Annotated in this window: 12 protein-coding genes; 5 read left to right on the top strand and 7 right to left on the bottom strand. The window is 64.6% G+C overall.

What is annotated here, in order from left to right:
* Nucleotides 1–239: 239 nt before the first annotated feature.
* Nucleotides 240–1445, top strand: a complete 1206-nt coding sequence (locus BRSPCE3_RS31005) for an ABC transporter substrate-binding protein (RefSeq protein WP_244070150.1) — start codon at nucleotides 240–242, stop codon at nucleotides 1443–1445.
* A gap of 343 nt (nucleotides 1446–1788) precedes the next feature.
* On the opposite strand, the gene BRSPCE3_RS31010 is transcribed toward BRSPCE3_RS31005, so the two are convergent.
* The 3 genes from BRSPCE3_RS31010 to BRSPCE3_RS31020 form a co-directional block, all read right to left on the bottom strand.
* On the bottom strand, nucleotides 1789–2751 hold the full coding sequence (locus BRSPCE3_RS31010; RefSeq protein WP_244070151.1) for an alpha/beta hydrolase: 963 nt from the start codon (nucleotides 2749–2751) through the stop codon (nucleotides 1789–1791).
* Between the two features lie 75 nt (nucleotides 2752–2826).
* On the bottom strand, nucleotides 2827–6294 hold the full coding sequence (locus BRSPCE3_RS31015) for an acyl-[ACP]--phospholipid O-acyltransferase (protein WP_244070152.1): 3468 nt from the start codon (nucleotides 6292–6294) through the stop codon (nucleotides 2827–2829).
* Nucleotides 6295–6580: 286 nt separating this feature from the next.
* A complete protein-coding gene (locus BRSPCE3_RS31020) occupies nucleotides 6581–6838 on the bottom strand; it encodes a hypothetical protein (RefSeq protein WP_244070153.1) in 258 nt (85 codons plus the stop codon).
* A gap of 52 nt (nucleotides 6839–6890) precedes the next feature.
* On the opposite strand from BRSPCE3_RS31020, the gene BRSPCE3_RS31025 reads away from it, so the two are divergent.
* Complete coding sequence (locus BRSPCE3_RS31025) at nucleotides 6891–7517, top strand: TetR/AcrR family transcriptional regulator (protein ID WP_244070641.1); 627 nt, start codon at nucleotides 6891–6893, stop codon at nucleotides 7515–7517.
* Here the strand turns inward: BRSPCE3_RS31025 and BRSPCE3_RS31030 are convergent.
* Nucleotides 7508–8506 carry a winged helix-turn-helix domain-containing protein gene (locus tag BRSPCE3_RS31030; protein WP_244070155.1) on the bottom strand — a complete coding sequence of 333 codons (999 nt, stop codon included), beginning with the start codon at nucleotides 8504–8506 and terminating at the stop codon, nucleotides 7508–7510. The two genes, BRSPCE3_RS31025 and BRSPCE3_RS31030, sit on opposite strands and share 10 nt — an antisense overlap.
* A gap of 151 nt (nucleotides 8507–8657) precedes the next feature.
* On the opposite strand from BRSPCE3_RS31030, the gene BRSPCE3_RS31035 reads away from it, so the two are divergent.
* Nucleotides 8658–9836 carry an ABC transporter substrate-binding protein gene (locus tag BRSPCE3_RS31035; protein WP_244070157.1) on the top strand — a complete coding sequence of 393 codons (1179 nt, stop codon included), beginning with the start codon at nucleotides 8658–8660 and terminating at the stop codon, nucleotides 9834–9836.
* Between the two features lie 18 nt (nucleotides 9837–9854).
* Here the strand turns inward: BRSPCE3_RS31035 and BRSPCE3_RS31040 are convergent, their stop codons facing one another.
* Nucleotides 9855–10274 (bottom strand): hypothetical protein, encoded by a 420-nt coding sequence (locus BRSPCE3_RS31040; RefSeq protein WP_244070159.1) that lies wholly within the window; start codon nucleotides 10272–10274, stop codon nucleotides 9855–9857.
* 221 nt (nucleotides 10275–10495) lie between these two features.
* Here BRSPCE3_RS31040 and BRSPCE3_RS31045 point away from each other — a divergent pair, with 221 nt between their 5' ends.
* The gene (locus BRSPCE3_RS31045; protein ID WP_244070161.1) at nucleotides 10496–12763 is read left to right on the top strand and encodes a DUF2235 domain-containing protein; all 2268 of its coding nucleotides are present in this window, start codon (nucleotides 10496–10498) and stop codon (nucleotides 12761–12763) included.
* A gap of 218 nt (nucleotides 12764–12981) precedes the next feature.
* Nucleotides 12982–14664, top strand: a complete 1683-nt coding sequence (locus BRSPCE3_RS31050) for a phospholipase D-like domain-containing protein (RefSeq protein ID WP_244070162.1) — start codon at nucleotides 12982–12984, stop codon at nucleotides 14662–14664.
* Between the two features lie 70 nt (nucleotides 14665–14734).
* On the opposite strand, the gene BRSPCE3_RS31055 is transcribed toward BRSPCE3_RS31050, so the two are convergent.
* Complete coding sequence (locus BRSPCE3_RS31055) at nucleotides 14735–15835, bottom strand: LLM class flavin-dependent oxidoreductase (protein WP_097671068.1); 1101 nt, start codon at nucleotides 15833–15835, stop codon at nucleotides 14735–14737.
* A 105-nt stretch (nucleotides 15836–15940) separates the two neighbouring features.
* Nucleotides 15941–16579, bottom strand: coding sequence for a TetR/AcrR family transcriptional regulator (locus tag BRSPCE3_RS31060; RefSeq protein WP_244070163.1), 639 nt, complete (start codon nucleotides 16577–16579; stop codon nucleotides 15941–15943).
* Nucleotides 16580–16599 lie beyond the last annotated feature (20 nt).

The following is a 16599-nucleotide window of genomic DNA, read 5'->3' on the forward strand; positions in this document are numbered from 1 at the left end:
GCCCTCATTGCCGTTGCTCGAAAGCTGCTCACCATCCTCAACGCCATGATGCGCGACAGAAAGCCCTATCGGACAGCCCCTTCAACATAACAGTTGCCGGCCTTCGCCGGGACGACGGTAAAAATTAGACCCCGCCGCATTTTCGCATCCCTGCCCCGGCGTCTCGCCGCAAGCCTGCCTTCCCAAACCTCCCGTAAGCTCCCCTCGCGAACAACAAAAAACGCACAGGGAGGCTCACGATGATCTGGAAGGCCATCACGGCAGCGGCCGTGCTTGCGCTCGCGACACAGGTGCATGCCGCCGAGAAGAAATACGGCGCGGGCGCCAGCGACACCGAGATCAAGCTCGGGCAGACCTCGCCATTCTCCGGCGCGGCGTCGGCCTACAGCGTGATCGCGAAGACGCAGGCCGCCTACTTCAAGATGATCAACGACCAGGGCGGCGTGAACGGGCGCAAGATCAATCTGATCACGCTCGACGACGGCTACTCGCCGCCGAAGACGGTGGAGCAGACCCGCAAGCTGGTGGAGCAGGAGGAGGTCGCCGCGATCCTCAATCCGCTGGGCACGCCGACCGGCCTTGCCGTGCGCAAATATCTCAACGACAAGAAGGTGCCGCAGCTGTTCGTCGGCGCCGGCGCCACGCTGTGGGGCGACTATCAGCATTATCCGTGGTCGATCGGCTTCCAGCCGTCGTACCAGGCCGAGACCGCGGTCTACGCCAAATATGTGCTGACCCAGAAGCCCGACGCCAAGATCGCGCTGTTCTACCAGAACGACGACGCCGGCAAGGATTACGGCAACGGCTTCAAGAAGGGCTTGGGCGCAGAGAACACCGCCAAAATGGTGGTGGCAGAGACGACCTATGAATCGACCGATCCGACGGTCGACAGCCAGATCGTGAAGCTGAAAGCTTCCGGCGCCAATGTGCTGTTCATGCACGCGATCCCCAAGCAGGCGGCGCAAGCGATCAAGAAGATCGGCGAGATCGGCTGGAAGCCGGATTTGTTCTTCCTCGCGGCGACCTCGACTTCGGTCTCCTCAGTGCTGAAGCCGGCCGGCTTCGAATACTCCAAGGACATCATCTCGTCCTACTCGCTGAAGGATCCGAACGATCCGCAGTGGAAGGATGATCCGGACGTGATCGCGTGGCAGAGCTTCATGAAGAGCTATTTTCCGGACGGCAATCTGCAGGACCAGCTGATCGTCTACGGCTATGTGGTGGCGGAGGCGACGGTGCAGGTGTTGAAGCAATGCGGCGACGATCTCACCCATGAGAACATCATGAAGCAGGCCGCCAACCTCGACATCGCGTTGCCGATGTTCCTGCCCGGCATCAAGGTGAAGACCTCGCCGACCGACTACTTCCCGGTCGAGGCGATGCGGCTGCAGAAATTCAACGGCGAGACCTGGCAGCTGTTCGGCGACACCATCGGGAATGATTGAGGGGGCTACCCTCCCCTGGAGGGGGAGGGTCGACTCACATGAAGCGCAGCGGAATGTGAGACGGGGTGGGGTGATCTCTCCGTTCGGGCACTGTTGGACGCGGAGACACCGTCACCCCACCCCGCTGCGCATTTCGCTTCGCTGCATGCGCAACGACCCTCCCCCTCCAGGGGAGGGTGGCCAGCGTACATCTGCCTGATTTCTGAATATTGGAAATATATCCCTGAGTTGCCCGACGCGTCAAGCCGCCTGGTTGAACGCCGACCGCCACCGCCGGCTACTGTGCATGGGGTTGTTTTCGATATTTTGGCAGCGCCTCCCCCATGGGAGGGTAAGGGAGGCGTTACGCCCCCCGCTCCAACAACAGCTTGAAATCCGCCCGCGCGCGCTGCGCCTCGGCGCGCGCGGCGTCGGACGCATCGCCGAGGCCGAAGTAGCCGTGGATGAGCCCCTCGCCGGTGTGATACGCGACCGGCACGCCGGCGGCCTGCAACGCCTTGGCATAGGCGTGGCCCTCGTCGCGCAAGGGATCGAACCAGGCGGTCGTGACCACCGCGGGCGCGACACCGGCGAGAGATTCTGCGCGCAGCGGCGAGACGCGCCAGTCGGACCCTTGCGCAGGGTCCGCGAGATAGTGCCCTGTGAACCACTGCATCGTCGCGCGCGTCAGGAAGTAGCCCTCGGCATTCTCGTCACGTGACGGAAATTTGGCGTTCTCGCTCGCATCGGCAAAACTGCCGACCACGTCGGTGACGGGATAGACCAGCAGCTGCCCGGCGAGCTTGATGCCGGCGTCGCGGCAGGCGAGCGCCGTGGTGGCGGCGAGGTTGCCGCCGGCGGAATCGCCGGCGACGCCGACGCGGGCAAGATCGCCGCCGAACTCGGCGATCCGCGCGACGACGTCGCGGATCGCGGCAAAGGCATCCTCGAACGCGCCGGGGAAACGCGTCTCCGGCGGCTGGCGGTAGTCGACCGAGATCACCACCGCGCCGGTCTCGATCACGAGGTTGCGGGCCTGGCGGTCATGGGTCTCGAGATCGCCGGCGACCCAGCCGCCGCCATGGAAGAAGATCACGGTCGGCGCGCTGCCGCTGCCGTTGCGATAGAGCCGCGCGCCGAGCTTGCCGGCGGCGCCCTGCACCTGAATGTCGCGTGCGACATCGACCGGCGGCGGCGGCACCGCCTTGCGCGCCTCGGCCAGTGCGCGCAGCGAATCGCGGCAGCTCTGCGGCGTCATGGTTGCGGGATCGCGCAGCGGCAGCAGCGGGATGATTTTTTCGATGACGGGGTCGAGCGGAAGAACCATGGCTGTGCTTTCTCGGGAGCAGTTGCCGTCCATCTGACAACATGCTCCCGGAAAGCACAACCATCATGCCGACACTCAGGCAACGTGTTGCTGACGCGCCTCCGGCTCGGCCTCGGCCGCATCGGTATTCTCATCCGCCTGCGGCGCGTGTGCCGGCGCAGCGGCGGCGAGTTCCTTGGCCAGCGCCGTGGCGCCGACATAGTCGGTCTTGCCGGTGCCGAGCAGCGGCACCTTGTCGACGATTCGGATGTCGGCGGGCACCGCGAGCTCCGAGGCGCCTGAGCTCTTGGCCTGGCGTTGCATCGCGGCACGGTCGGCATCCTTCTGCGTGGTGAGCAGCACGATGCGTTCGCCCTTGCGCTGATCGGGGATCGTGACCGCGACCGACATCGCCTGCGGCCACAACGCTGATGCCATGGTCTCCACCGCCGACAGCGAGACCATCTCGCCGGCGATCTTGGCGAAGCGCTTGGCGCGGCCCTTGATCGCGATGAAGCCCTGCGCATCGACCGTGACGATATCGCCGGTGTCGTGCCAGCCGTCCGGCAGTGGCTCCAGCACGCCGGGATTCTCGGCGCGGAGATAGCCGATCATCACGTTCGGGCCCTTCACCGAGAGACGGCCGCCTTCCTCGATGCCGGGGACCGGATCGAGCCGATACTGCATCAGCGGCGAGATCCGGCCGACGGTGCCCTGGCGGTTGGCCATCGGCGTGTTCATCGCCAGCACCGGCGCGGTCTCGGTGACGCCGTAGCCCTCCAGGATGCGGATGCCGTAGCGCTCCATGTAGATCTGCCGGGTGCGCTCCTTCACTGCCTCGGCGCCGGCGATGACGAGCCGCAGCGTGCGGAAATCATAGGCATGCGCCGAGCGGGCATAACCGGTGAGGAAGGTGTCGGTGCCGAACAGGATGGTGGCGCCGGTCTGGTAGATCAGCTCGGGCACGATCCGGTAGTGCAGCGGCGACGGATACATGAAGATCGGAATGCCGCCGAGCAGCGGCATCATCATGCCGCCGGTGAGACCAAACGAGTGGAACACCGGCAGCACGTTGAACACCTTGTCGTTGGCATTGGCATCGACCCGCGCCAGCGCCTGCGCCGCGTTGGCGAGGATGTTGCGATGGGACAGCACGACGCCCTTCGGCGTGCCCTCCGAGCCCGAGGTGAACAGGATGACCGCGGGGTCGTTGGCCTCGCGAGCGACGCGCGGCGCGATGCCGGCGCGGAAGCCCGCGATCTTGTCAGCGAGGCCGATGCCCGCCCTGACGTCCTCGAGATAGACGACGCGCGCCTGGCCGGCGATCGCCGCGATCAGCTTGTCGAGCTTGCCCTTCTCGATGAAGGCCTGCGAGGTCAGCACGGTCTTCACCTGCGCCGCCTTCATCGCGGCCAGCACGTTGACCGGACCGGCCGAGAAGTTGAGCATCGCCGGCACGCGGCCGATGGTCTGCAGCGCCATGAACACGACGGCAACGCCGGCCGAGTTCGGCAGCAGCACGCCGACATTCTCGCCGACCGAAGTGCCCTGCTCGAGCTTGCGGCTCAAGACCTGCGCGCCGAGGATCAGCTTGCGATAGGTCAGCTTGGTGCCGAGCGCGTCCTCGATGATCGGCTTGCCGGTGTCGCGGTCGCGATAGGCGTGGCCGAGGCCCTCGAACAGGGTCTGATCGAGCATCGCGTTCTGGACCATGGCGTCGATCATGACGTCCTGAAGCGCTGCGCCGGCGGCATTGCGGCGCGCCTTGCCGCGCAGCGACTGGTCGACCGGCAGCTTGACCGGCGGCAGGATCGAGATCGTCACCTTGGGGAACCAGGAGCGCTTGATCTCGCCGTTCTTGAGATAGCTGAGATACGAGCGCTGCGCGCCCTCGATGCGCACGGGAACGACGACCGCATCGGCCTTGTCGGCGATCATCGCGGTGCCGTCATAGACCTTCATCAGCGAACCGGAGACCGTGATGCGGCCTTCCGGGAAGATCACCACCGGCTCGCCGGCGGCGACCAGCTTGATCAGGTCGCGCGCAGCCAGCGGCTTCGACGGATCCATCGTGTAGTGCTTGATCATCTTCAGGAACGGCTTGGCCCACCACGCCTTGGCGATGCCGGTGTCGACTGCGAAGCTGGCGTCGATCGGCAGCGTGGCGTGCAACAGCGGGCCATCGACCAGGCTGACATGGTTGGGCGCGATCAGCATCCGCGTACCTGCGGGCGGCAGATTCTCCATGCCGCGCACCTCGAGGCGGAACATCGCGCGGAACAGCAGCGCGCCGAAATCGCGCACGCCCTCCTTGCCCCATTTGGTCAGCACGAACCAGACGGTGCCGAAGCTCGCGATCGCAAGGCCGAAGAAGATCCAGGCGATCGGCAGGCCGGTAGCTTGCAGCGCGCCGGTGAACACCGCGCCGACAACCATGAAGCCGGCCTGCAAAATGTTGCCGGCAGCGATGATGCGGGCGCGCTCGGACGGCGCGGTCCAGGCCTGCACCGCGGCGAACGACGGCACCACGAACAGGCCGCCGCCGAACGCGAACAAGAAGAAGTCGGCCAGCATGCGGAAGCCGCCGAACGAGGTCGCGAACGCGGCCGCGGTGACGTCCTTGCCGAGCGAGGTGGTGGCGATCGCAAGTGCGAGGTCGAGGCCGATCACGCCCATTACGATGGCGCCGATCGGCACCAGCGCGAGGTTCGGCCGGACGTGGCTCAGCTGCGCGGCGAACAGCGAGCCGGCGGCGATGCCGATCGCGAACACGGCAAGGCACAGCGTGACCACGCCCTCGGTGCCGCCGACGCCTTCCTTGATCAGCGCGGGCAGCAGCGACAGCACGATCGCGCCGACCATCCAGAACCAGGACACGATCACCATGCCGTCCCACAGCCGCGGCTCGGCATAGAGCGACTTCAACAGGCGCACCGTCGAGGTCCAGGGATTCCTGGTGATCGGCAGATCAGGCGCGGAGGGCTGCGTCACCGGAATGCGCGAGGCAAATCCCCACGACAGCACCGACAGGCCGACCACGGCGGCGCAGATCCAGCCCATGTGGCTGGCGCCCGCAACGAACATGCCGCCCGCGATGGTGCCGATCAGAATCGCCATGAAGGTCGCGCCCTCGACCAGCGCGTTGCCGGTCGCCAGTTCGGACACCGACAGCTGGTCGGGCAGCACGGCATATTTCACGGGGCCGAACAGCGCGGCGACGATGCCGAACAGCGCCAGCGCGATGAACAGCAGCGGGATCGAATGGGTGAAGAAGCCGGCTGCGGCAAACGCCGCGGCGAAGATCTCGAAGAACTTCAGCCGGCGCGCGACGATGGATTTGATGTAGCGGTCGGCGAGTTCGCCACCGAGCGCCGACAGCACGAAGAACGGGAAGATGAACACCGCGCCGGCGAGCTGGACCAGCGCCGGTCCCTGCTCGTTGGCGACGCCGTACAGCAGCATGATGACCAGCGCGTTCTTCAGCACGTTGTCGTTGAGGGCCGAGCAGAACTGCGACCAGAACAGCGGCGCGAAGCGGCGGGACGTCATCAATTCCTTGATCATGACCGGTTCCTTGGGTTAGCGCGCGCGGCGCTGGCAGGTCTGCGAGTTGGGATGGCAGAGAATGGTGAGGGTGGTGAAAATGACGGAGATGCCGCAGCCTTTAGTCTTTTCCGCAACGTATCGGTTCGATGCCGGCGCGGATCGGCCGCACCAAGCGTCGCGACAATGCCCGGGAGAAATGTACGAGACCTTATCCAGGGTTGTGGTCGATCGACTTCGAAACGGGCTCGCGAGGGACATGGTGAGTGCTTTCTTGAGCATTCGGCGACAATTGCGCCTGCCTGCTTCAGGTCAGTTCACTCAACCCGCGGAACGGCGACCAGCGGCAGTTGCGTGACTTGCAGCGGCCGCCGCTGGTCGCCGCCGGGCGCGGCGCGCGCCGATCCGCGCGCCGCTGCTCCAGCACGCCTGCGACGTCGCAGGCGCGGGCGATCCGCTCGATCGGCGCCATCGCCAGGGAGAGGATGCCGCGGCCAAAGCCCGTCACGAGCTCGATCGCGTCATCGACAAGGGTGGTGGTCAATTGAAGTGCTAGTGTCTGCATCTGAGTGGCCTCCTATGCCAACTTGAGCAACGCTCAAATTAGTAGCTTGAAAATGAACATTGTTCAAGAAGAATCGCGACGAGACCGGAAAAAGATTCAGCGGCGCACGCTGCTGATCGAGATCGCACGCCGGTCTATCGCCACTAAAGGCTTGAGATCATTGAAAGTTCGTGACGTTGCCGAGGCCGCCGCCTGCTCCATCGGCAGTGTCTATAACGAGTTTGGCGACTTCGACGGCCTGATCCTGACCGTGAACCGGGAGACCGTTCAGGCCCTGACGGCGCGGCTCAAGGCGGTCCCGGCCGATGATGCCCTGCGCCAGCTGCACGGGCTCGCCGACGCCTATCTCGGCTTCGCCACCGAGCACGCCAATCTGCTGCGCTCGCTGTTCGAGCACCGCATGGAGGACGACCGGCCGTTTCCGGAAGATATCCTGGCGATGGTGATGGATGCGTTCGCGCTGATGCATGCGCCGCTGGTGCGGCTGTTGCCCGATCGCGATCCCAACGATGTCGCGCTGCTGTCGCGGGAGATGTTCTCTGCGGTCCACGGCATCATCTCGCTGGGCCTCGAGGAGCGCATGGTCGCGGTGCCGCCGGAGCAGTTGCGCGAGCGGCTCGCGCAATTCGTCGACACGCATCTGGCAGGATTGGGCGTCACGCCCGGCAGTCAGGTTTGATTACGCGCGACACGACCTGGGTTGGCGAGCGTCCAGAGCGGTTCGAGGAACACGACGCTGGTGCCTCCCTCGCGGAAGACGAGCTTAAACTCGATCCGTCCGTCCGCGGTGATGGATGCAGAATGCAGTCCCGCATTGCCGTCATATCGCAGGACGTCATCGAGGACATATCCGGTGAAGCCTCCGGAAAAACCAGGTCCGGACACTCGGCTGTGCGGCATCGCCGGTCCATTGACGAGATAGCCGGTCGCGACACCGTCCCGATCGACATTGGTGACGATCATCATGAATTGGCGGTGCGAATTGATCCATCCCTCACCGCTCACCCACACGCCGAGAAAGCGACGAATATTGTCCGGCACGTCACTTGCCGGCGCGTGAACGCGATAAGCGGGAAGCGGCAATTGCTTCTCGGCGGCCAGCGCGGTGATCCGCTCGACATCCTGATCCGGCACGATGCCGTGATCCTGCGGCGCAAGCCAGTTCGCCAATTGCGCCAGCGGATGCCACATCCCGCCGGCAATTGGCCGCGCGGAGGCAAGAGCTGCGAAGGCGATCACTGACAGTCCGACGACCAGCAACCATCGGGGAAGCGCGGCCAAACGCATTGCAACGCCCCCGGCAGTCGACGGCTCGCGCAGGACGTCCTGCGGTCCATGGTCGTGCGATGGCGGAGCAGGCTCGGCATCGAGCCGGTATCCCCGGCGCGACACGGTCTTGATGATGCGGTGGTCGTCATCGCGCAATTTTTGGCGCAGCTCGCGGATGCATTGCACGAGCGAGTCGTCCGAAACGGCAACGTTACCCCAGACCGCCTCGTGCAGGTCCTGCTTGGATACCAGCCGCCCGGCATTGCGGGCGAGATGACGGAGCACCGCGAATGACTTTGGCCTGAGGTCGAGCTCGACACCGTCGACGCGCGCGACACCGCGGGCGAAATCGAGCACGAAGCAATCAAATATCAAAACAGAATCAGTCGCCGGGTTCATAGAGGTCACTCCATGCCCACAGACGGCACCAATCGGAGAAATTTAGCAGGAAATTCGTCGTTCTGTCACTTCTTGATCAGGACTTCCCGACAGCGACGCCGATAGTCGTGAACCGGTCCGGCATCATTTCCGGGCACGCGGGAGGTCGACCATGACGAGGACAGCGTTTGCCGCACTGGCCGGGGTTGTTCTGGCGCTCGCGACCATGCAATCGGGACGCGCCCAGGCGCCGGACGTTGTGAAGGTTGGGCTGGTGATGCCGCTGACCGGCGTTCTGGGGCCGGTCGGCAAGCAGGCGGTCGCCGGAGCGCGGCTCTATATGGCGCAGCACGGCGATACGGTCGCCGGTCGCAAGATCGAGTTGATCGTCCGGGACGATGGCAGCGTGCCGGACAATGCCAAGCGCATGGCACAGGAGCTGATCATCAACGACAAGGTCGCGATCCTCGGCGCCGGATCGACGCCGAGCGTGCTGGCTCTCGCGCCCGTCGTCAATGACAGCAAGACGGCGACCGTCGTCATGATATCGGGTACCTCGATCGTGACCGAACGGTCGCCCTACTTCGTGCGCACCAGCTGGACGCATGCGCAGCAGGCCAGCGTGCTGGCGGAATGGGCGGCGAGAAACGGATCGAAGCGGGCCACCATCATCGCGTCCGACTGGGCACCGGGGCACGAGGCCGCCGGCGTCTTCACGGCGAGCTTCACCGTGGCAGGCGGCTCGATCGTCGAAGCGCTGAAAGTGCCGCTGGCCAATCCCGACTTCGCGCCGTTCCTGCAGCGTGCGCGCGATGGCAATCCCGATACGCTGTTCATCTTCGTCCCGGCAAGCCAGGCCGGCATTCTGGCCAAGCAGTTTGTCGAGCGCGGGCTCGACAAGAGCGGGATCAAGCTGATCGGCCCCGGCGACATCGCCGACGACGAGGACCTGCCGGGGATGAGCGATGCCATGATCGGCATGATCACGGCCGGATTCTACTCCGCCGCTCATCCATCCGATCTGAACCGCGACTATGTCGCCGCATTCCGCAAGGCCAATGCCAATGTGCGTCCGAACTTCATCAGTGTCAGCGGCTATGACGGCATGCATCTGATCTACCAGGCGCTGAAGGCGACCGGCGGCATGACCAACGGTGAGGCATTGGTCGATGCCATGAAGGGCATGGCCTGGGAAAGCCCGCGCGGCCCGATGTCGATCGACCCGAAGACCCGCGAGGTCGTCCACGACATCTATATTCGCAAGGTCGAGAAGGTCGGCGGCGAGCTCTACAGCGTCGAGCACGAGACGTTCAGGGCGATCAAGGATCCCACCAAGATCGCGAACCGGTAGGCGCGGCCAGGCGATGCCTCAGGCGCGCGCCCGCGCGATCGTGCCGGCGACGATCTGCATCGCGACGCCGAGCACCCAGCCCGCCATGATGGCCGCGGTCCAGCCGATGTCCGGCTCGCTCCGCAGCACGACGACGCCCACCGAGAAGAACGCAACCATGGTCGCGAGGAAGGTGCCGATCGCGCTGAGCAGCTCCGCTGCGTCGATCTTCCGTGTCGAGGCTCCGTCCTTCGGATGGAACAGTTTTGGCGGCGTATCGATGCCGAGATAGAAGCCGATCGCGCCGCCCAGCATCATGATCAGCAGGAACGCCTGCGAGGTCAGGGCCGACACGCTCGAGCCGACATGGATGGCGACGAACAGGCCGCTTGCGGCGCCCGCCAGGGCAAGGCCGAAGCGCTCCAGGACATGGGCAAATTTTCTGACGCGGCTGCGCATTGCTGTGCCTCATCAATGAATTGCGCCACCATCAGGCTAGGCCTTTTCGCGGCAACGCGAAAGCCGTCGCTACTCACATGGCCGCGACCACGTGACGCTTTTGTGCGCCAGTTCACACCGGTCGCGGCACAGAATGACTAAAGATCGATCCAAGGTAGCAATCAAATCCGCTACTACTACGCTGCGTCATCCGCTTCATTCATTTCAGAGAGCGTCCTGCGATGCCGAGCCCCAAGATCATCATCCTGTCCGACGGCACCGGCAACGCAGCTTCCAGCGTCTGGCGCACCAATGTCTGGCGGATATTCCAGTCGCTCGATTTGCAGGGCAACAGCCAGGCCGCCAAATATGATGACGGCGTCGGCACGTCGAAATTCGTGCCGCTTGCGCTGCTCGGCGGCGCGTTCGGCTACGGCCTCAAGCGCAATATCCTCGATGCCTACAAGTTCATCTGCCGCAACTACGACCATCAGAATGATTCGAAGATCTACCTGTTCGGATTCAGCCGCGGCGCATTCACCGTACGCACGCTCGCGGCACTGATCCTCGATCAGGGCCTGATCGTCGCGGACACCGAGGCCGAGCTGCACGACGGCGCGGTGAAGGCCTATCGCGCGTACCGCGCCGCGGGCTACCACTCGATCTGGCGCATCGAGGTGCTGTTCCGGGCGCTGCGCGACTATGTCCTCGTGCCGGTGCTCGACCGCCTTCAACGCAACAAGCCCTATTCGCAGATCGTCCGGAAGCAGGTCGCGGCGATCGAATTCATCGGCATCTGGGACACCGTCGCGGCCTACGGCCTGCCGATCGACGAGATGACGCGCGGCATCTCGAACTGGGTGTGGCCGCTCGAGCTGCCGAACCGGATTCTCAGCCCCAAGGTGAAGTGCGCGCGCCACGCGCTGGCGCTCGACGACGAGCGCACCACGTTCCATCCGGTGCTCTGGACCGAGCAGGAGCCGGGACAGCCCGCACCGGCGGTGCCGACAACCATCGATGGCGAGCGCCTGGTCCAGGTGTGGTTCGTCGGCATGCACGCCAACGTCGGCGGCGGCTATCCGGACGATGCCGTCGCGTTCGTGCCGCTGGCGTGGCTGGTCGACGAAGCCGTCAAGCGCGGGCTGGTGTTCAAGAGCGCACCAATTGCCGACCCCGATGCGATCAAGGCGATCCGATCCTCCGAGGACAAGGATGGCCGCCTCTATGATTCGCGCGCTGGCCTCGGCTCGTATTATCGATACGGCCCGCGCAAGGTCGTCGACCTCTGCAATGATCGCTATGCCGGCGTCAGCGTGCCGATGCCGAAGATCCACGAAAGCGTGTTCGAGCGGATCGACAGCGGCGCCAATGCCTATGCCCCGATCGGACTTCCGCCGAACTACGTGATCGTCTCCCGCAGCGGCCAGATCACGCCGCTCGGCGCGACGACCTTCGAGACGCCGGCAGGCGCACCGGCGCGCTATGCCGCGCAGGAGAAGCTGTGGAATTTCGTCTGGATGCGCCGGATCGCCTACTTCGCCACGCTGGCGGCCTCGCTGCATCTGGCGGCGTTCTGGCTGTTCCACAATCAGCACAAGGAGCACGAATTCAGCTCCTGGTTCAGGATGATTTCGGAGCTGGTGCGCTTCGTCGAATCGTTCCTGCCGCAGTCCTTTCATTGGTGGGCCGATTGGTACGCCGGCAATCCCGAATGGTTCGCCGGCGGCGTCATCGCCGTTGCCGCGCTGATGGCGGTCGGCAGTTCGCTCAGCGCCACGATCAGCGACCGGATGCGGATCATCTGGCGCGACCGCGCCAAACCCAAGCCGCTCTCCGGCTTCGTGCACAATGCGATCTATCGATTCCGCACCAGCGCAATCTATCAGTGGGTCCTCAATGTCGGGAAACGGCATGTCGTTCCGTTCCTGCTGACGGCCGTGATGGTCTGGTACGGCGCGACGCTGCTCAGCCATTTCCTGTTCAACGCCGCCGATTCGATGGGCGCGTTCTGCACGGGGACTGCGGCCGACAGACTTGTCGCCGTCGACAAGGGCATCCCCCAGGATGCGGCCGACTTCGACACCGGCGCGATCTGTGCACCGACCGGCCTCAAGGTGCGCACCGGGTTCAAATACGAGATCGCGATCACGATGTCGGAGCCATGGGAGGACGCCGGTCGCGCCGTCACGCCGATCGGATACCGGACCTCGACCCTCGAGGGCGCAAAGCAGTTGCGTGGCTATTTCACGATCTTCCTGCGGCGGATCCTGTTCCGGCCGTGGTTCAGGCTGATCGCCCGGGTTGGCGAAACCGGGGTCGACGAGTACTTCCTCGACCCCTCGCCGGCGCCGAACACCGATCCGCAGGTCTACAAAGCGAGGTTCACCGCCGATCGCAGCGGCGAGGTCTTCCTCTACGTCAACGAGGCGGTGATCGGCCTGCCCTGGGTCTACAAATGGTTCTACGGCGAGCACAAGGGCAAGGCGAAGATCACGGTGCGGTTGCTGTAGGCAGCCGCGACCGCCCTGCCGGATCGCGGCCGGCCGACGTGCGTGGTGTGATCCATCTGTGATCCAGCCGACAGTCCAGGTTGCATATCAAATGATATGCTCCCTTTGCTAGATCGGCTGCCAAGCGCCCGGAACGCGCCGACGCGATCTCCGAGGACGCTGACGCGCCAGGTTCATATCGACCGGATAGTTCTCGCGCACGATTTGGAGGCATCACCATGATTTCCACAATTCAGGCGTTTCCGACCACCGACGGCATCTTCGTGGTCTGGGAGGTCGCGGCAATGATCCCGGACTGCCTCGGCTTTGCGCTGTATCGCCAGCAACAGGGCAAGAGCGCGACCGTGGTCGATACCTGGGTCGGGTTCGAGGACCAGGCGCAGGATCACAAGCCGGGCGACCATCGGCCGAGCACCGAATGGCCGGTGCAGAAGACGAACTGGACCGATTTCCTGGCGCCGACCGACGCGCCGGTCCGCTATGGCGTCGTTCCGGTTCTCAAGGACGGCGCCACCAAGGTGAAGCCCGCGTACAGTGCGCCGGCGACATGGACCGACTACGTCTCCACCACCCCGTCGGGCCCGCTGAAGCCATGGTTCAACCGCGGCACGATTTCGGCACAATGGCTGTCGCGCGCGATCGGCACCACGCCCAAGGCCTCGCAGACGCTGGACAAGGCAATCTCCACCAAGGGCAACAAGATCCGCAACTTCCTGATGGGCGAGCTTGGCGCCCGCCTGCTGGCGCTGCTCGGCGATGCCAAGACGAACAAGCGCGACGTCTATCTCGCGCTCTACGAGCTCAACGATCCCGAACTGGTCGCCGCGCTGACCGCGCTGAAAGGCAAGGCGCATGTCGTGCTCGGCAACAGCACCGGCAAGGCCGACGCCACCGCAAAGGACACCGAGAAGAACGCCGGCGTGCTGAAGAAGGCGGGCGTCGACATCGTCCGCCGCAAGATCGCGCCGAGCCGCTACGCCCACAACAAGTTCGCGGTGTTCTGCGACGGCGCCGAGACGCCGAAGGTGGTCTGGACCGGCAGTACCAACTGGACCCGGACCGGACTCTGCACCCAGAACAACAATGGGCTGGAGATCACCGACGACAAGATCGCGGCGGCCTATCACGATCATTGGAAGGCGATCTACGCCGACGGCAGCAAATCGCCGAAGGCGCTGGCCGTGGCCGGCGATCACGAATGGCCGTTCACGATCGGCAAGTCGAATATCAGCGTCTGGTTCACGCCGACCACCAAGAGCGGCGACCTCAAGGAAGCCAACAAGATGATCGAGGACGCCGAACATGGCGCGGTGTGCCTGATGCTCAATCCCGGCAACAAGGGCCTGCTCGGCCCGATCCTGGAGAAGGCGCAGGACAAGAACCTCTATGTGCGCGGCGTGCTCAACAATTTCCCGGCGCAGGGCAAGGACAGCCCGAAGGACCAGCTGCAACTCTTGGCCGGCGACGGCCAGCAGCAGGTCTTCAAGGGCAAAGAGATTGCCGACGTGATCCGGCCCGCCGGCATCGACAAGACCGCCGACTGGTGGCAGCACGAGATCAAGAACACCGGGAAATTCATGATCGCCGTGCACAGCAAGGTGATCGTGCTGGATCCGGCCGGCAAGAACCCGGTGGTCATGACCGGCTCGCACAATTTCTCCGACCGCGCCAGCACCAAGAACGACGACAACCTCGTCATCATCAGGGGCGATTCGCAGCTCGCGCTAACCTACGCCGCGCGCATCGTCAGCATCTATGGCCAGTATCGCTGGCAGGCCTGGCGCAACACGCCGGAAGGCCAGAAGGACAAGGGCCTGAAGCGCAGCGACAGCTGGCTGAGCAGCCGCATCGGCAAGGGCTGGGCGCAGATCGAAACCCGGTTCTGGCTCGGCACGGCCTGACGCCGGCGATCCGTCGTGACATGAAAAAGGGGCAGCGTTGCCGCTGCCCTTTTCTCTTGCTCTCCGGGACTTACGCCGCGCGGCCGACCGAGGCGTCGAGATGCTTCAGCTTCGGCAGGACCTCCTGCTTCAGCAACCGCAGCGAATTATGCCAGGCCTCCGGCTTGTGCTTGTAATCGAAGCCGAACACCAGCAGCACGCCGAAGCCGCCGACCTCCTGATAGATCTTCTCGATCTTCTCGGTGACGGTCGCGGGCGAGCCGACGATCCAGTTGTTGCGGGCGCAATACTCGACCGTGACGTCGCTATCGGGCACGTCGGGCGAGGCCTTCAGATAATCCTTGAAACCAAAGTGGCCGAGCAGCGGCAGGAAATATTCGCCCATCATCCGGCCCATCATGTCGCCGGTCGACAGCTTCCACGCCTCCGCGTCGGTGTCGGCGACGAACACTTCGCGCACCATCCGCCAGTCCTTGCGGCTCGGCTTGCGGCCGGTCTTGGCCGCGCCGGCCTCCACCGAGTCCCAGTGACTGCCGACATAGGCCGGATTGAGGTTCAGGCTCATCGGGATGAAGCCGCGCTCACCGGCGAGCTTCAGCGTGTCGGAATTCTTCGACAGGCCGGCGACGCCGATCGGCGGATGCGGCGCTTGCTGCGGCTTGATGTGGGGTTTCAGGAAATCGAACATCGTGTCCGGCTTGGTCACCGTCCAGAACTTGCCCTTGTGGGTCCACGGCGCCGGCTCGGTCCACATCTTCAGGATGATCTCGAGCGCCTCGCGGGTCATGTCGCGGTTCTGTCCCGACATGCCGTCGACATTGAACATCGCCCAGTCGCTCGGCAGGCCCGAGGCGGCGACGCCGAAGTTCAAGCGCCCGTTCGAGAGATGATCGAGCATCGCGACCCGGTTGGCGAGCTCCGCCGGGTGATGATACGGCAGCAGGAAGCCACCGGGTCCGATGCGGATGTTCTTGGTCTGCAGCAGCGCCTGCGCGATCAGGAGATCGGGCGAGGGATGCGGCTCCCAGGGCGCGGTGTGGTGCTCGCCGATCCAGGCTTCCTGATAGCCGAGTTCATCCAGCCAGCGCAGCACCTGCAGGTCCCAGTCGTGGCCCTCCTTCAATCCGCACTCCGGCGGATGCGACGGCATCGCGAAGTATCCGAGTTCCATGGGTTTCCTCTCTTTGCTCGATGCGTGTCTTCCGCACGCGCTCGGAGAGTAGCTGCCCAGGCCGCGGCAGAACAATGGCTTTGTCGCGCGCGGCCCGGCCAGGCATTACACGTAGGGTGTATCCTTCAACATGGCCGCGATGCCGGAAAAGCTTCGCTCCATGACCTGCAAGACGGCCGCTCGCGACGACGCGGCCGACCTGCGGGCCTTGTGCTCCCGAAGCCCTTCCGCATAGGCGACGGTCAGCGCCGTGATCACCATCGCGGCGGCGAGCCGGGCGTCGGCATCGGCGAGCGGACGCTTGATGGCTCCCGCCAGCAAGGTTGCGAGATCGTCGATCAATTCGTCACGCATCTCGCGCGCCCGTGCCGACAGCGCCGGGCTCTCGGCGACGGTGCGCCAGAATTTCGCCGTCGCGTCGGTGAATTTCGCGAATGGGTGCGCTCGATCCGCCAGGCTGTGCACCAGATTGCGTAGCGTCATCAGCGGCGCTTCGCCGTCCGGACGCTCGGCCAAGGCGGCCCGCAGCATCTGGCGGCTCTCCTCTTCACGGTCGAAGAACAGATCTTCCTTGCGCGGAAAGTAATTGAACACCGTCATCCGGGAGACCTCGGCGGCCTCGGCAATCTCGGCCACCGAGACGTTGTCGAAGCCGCGCGCCACGAACAGCTCGGTGGCGACATCCGAGATCGCCTGGCGCGTCGCTTCCTTCTTCCGCTCCCGCAATCCGCCCTGATTTGACATGCAGGAATTTGTACCATAGT

The organism is Bradyrhizobium sp. Ce-3, assembly GCF_022835695.1.
GTDB lineage: Bacteria > Pseudomonadota > Alphaproteobacteria > Rhizobiales > Xanthobacteraceae > Bradyrhizobium.

Bases quoted from the DNA above. Each gene is read 5' to 3' on its own strand.
- BRSPCE3_RS31035 (WP_244070157.1), top strand. From the start codon at position 8,658: ATGACGAGGACAGCGTTTGCCGCACTGGCCGGGGTTGTTCTGGCGCTC.
- BRSPCE3_RS31060 (WP_244070163.1), bottom strand. From the start codon at position 16,579: ATGTCAAATCAGGGCGGATTGCGGGAGCGGAAGAAGGAAGCGACGCGC.
- BRSPCE3_RS31020 (WP_244070153.1), bottom strand. From the start codon at position 6,838: ATGCAGACACTAGCACTTCAATTGACCACCACCCTTGTCGATGACGCG.
- BRSPCE3_RS31010 (WP_244070151.1), bottom strand. From the start codon at position 2,751: ATGGTTCTTCCGCTCGACCCCGTCATCGAAAAAATCATCCCGCTGCTG.
- BRSPCE3_RS31030 (WP_244070155.1), bottom strand. From the start codon at position 8,506: ATGAACCCGGCGACTGATTCTGTTTTGATATTTGATTGCTTCGTGCTC.
- BRSPCE3_RS31025 (WP_244070641.1), top strand. From the start codon at position 6,891: ATGAACATTGTTCAAGAAGAATCGCGACGAGACCGGAAAAAGATTCAG.
- BRSPCE3_RS31015 (WP_244070152.1), bottom strand. From the start codon at position 6,294: ATGATCAAGGAATTGATGACGTCCCGCCGCTTCGCGCCGCTGTTCTGG.
- BRSPCE3_RS31055 (WP_097671068.1), bottom strand. From the start codon at position 15,835: ATGGAACTCGGATACTTCGCGATGCCGTCGCATCCGCCGGAGTGCGGA.
- BRSPCE3_RS31040 (WP_244070159.1), bottom strand. From the start codon at position 10,274: ATGCGCAGCCGCGTCAGAAAATTTGCCCATGTCCTGGAGCGCTTCGGC.
- BRSPCE3_RS31045 (WP_244070161.1), top strand. From the start codon at position 10,496: ATGCCGAGCCCCAAGATCATCATCCTGTCCGACGGCACCGGCAACGCA.
- BRSPCE3_RS31050 (WP_244070162.1), top strand. From the start codon at position 12,982: ATGATTTCCACAATTCAGGCGTTTCCGACCACCGACGGCATCTTCGTG.
- BRSPCE3_RS31005 (WP_244070150.1), top strand. From the start codon at position 240: ATGATCTGGAAGGCCATCACGGCAGCGGCCGTGCTTGCGCTCGCGACA.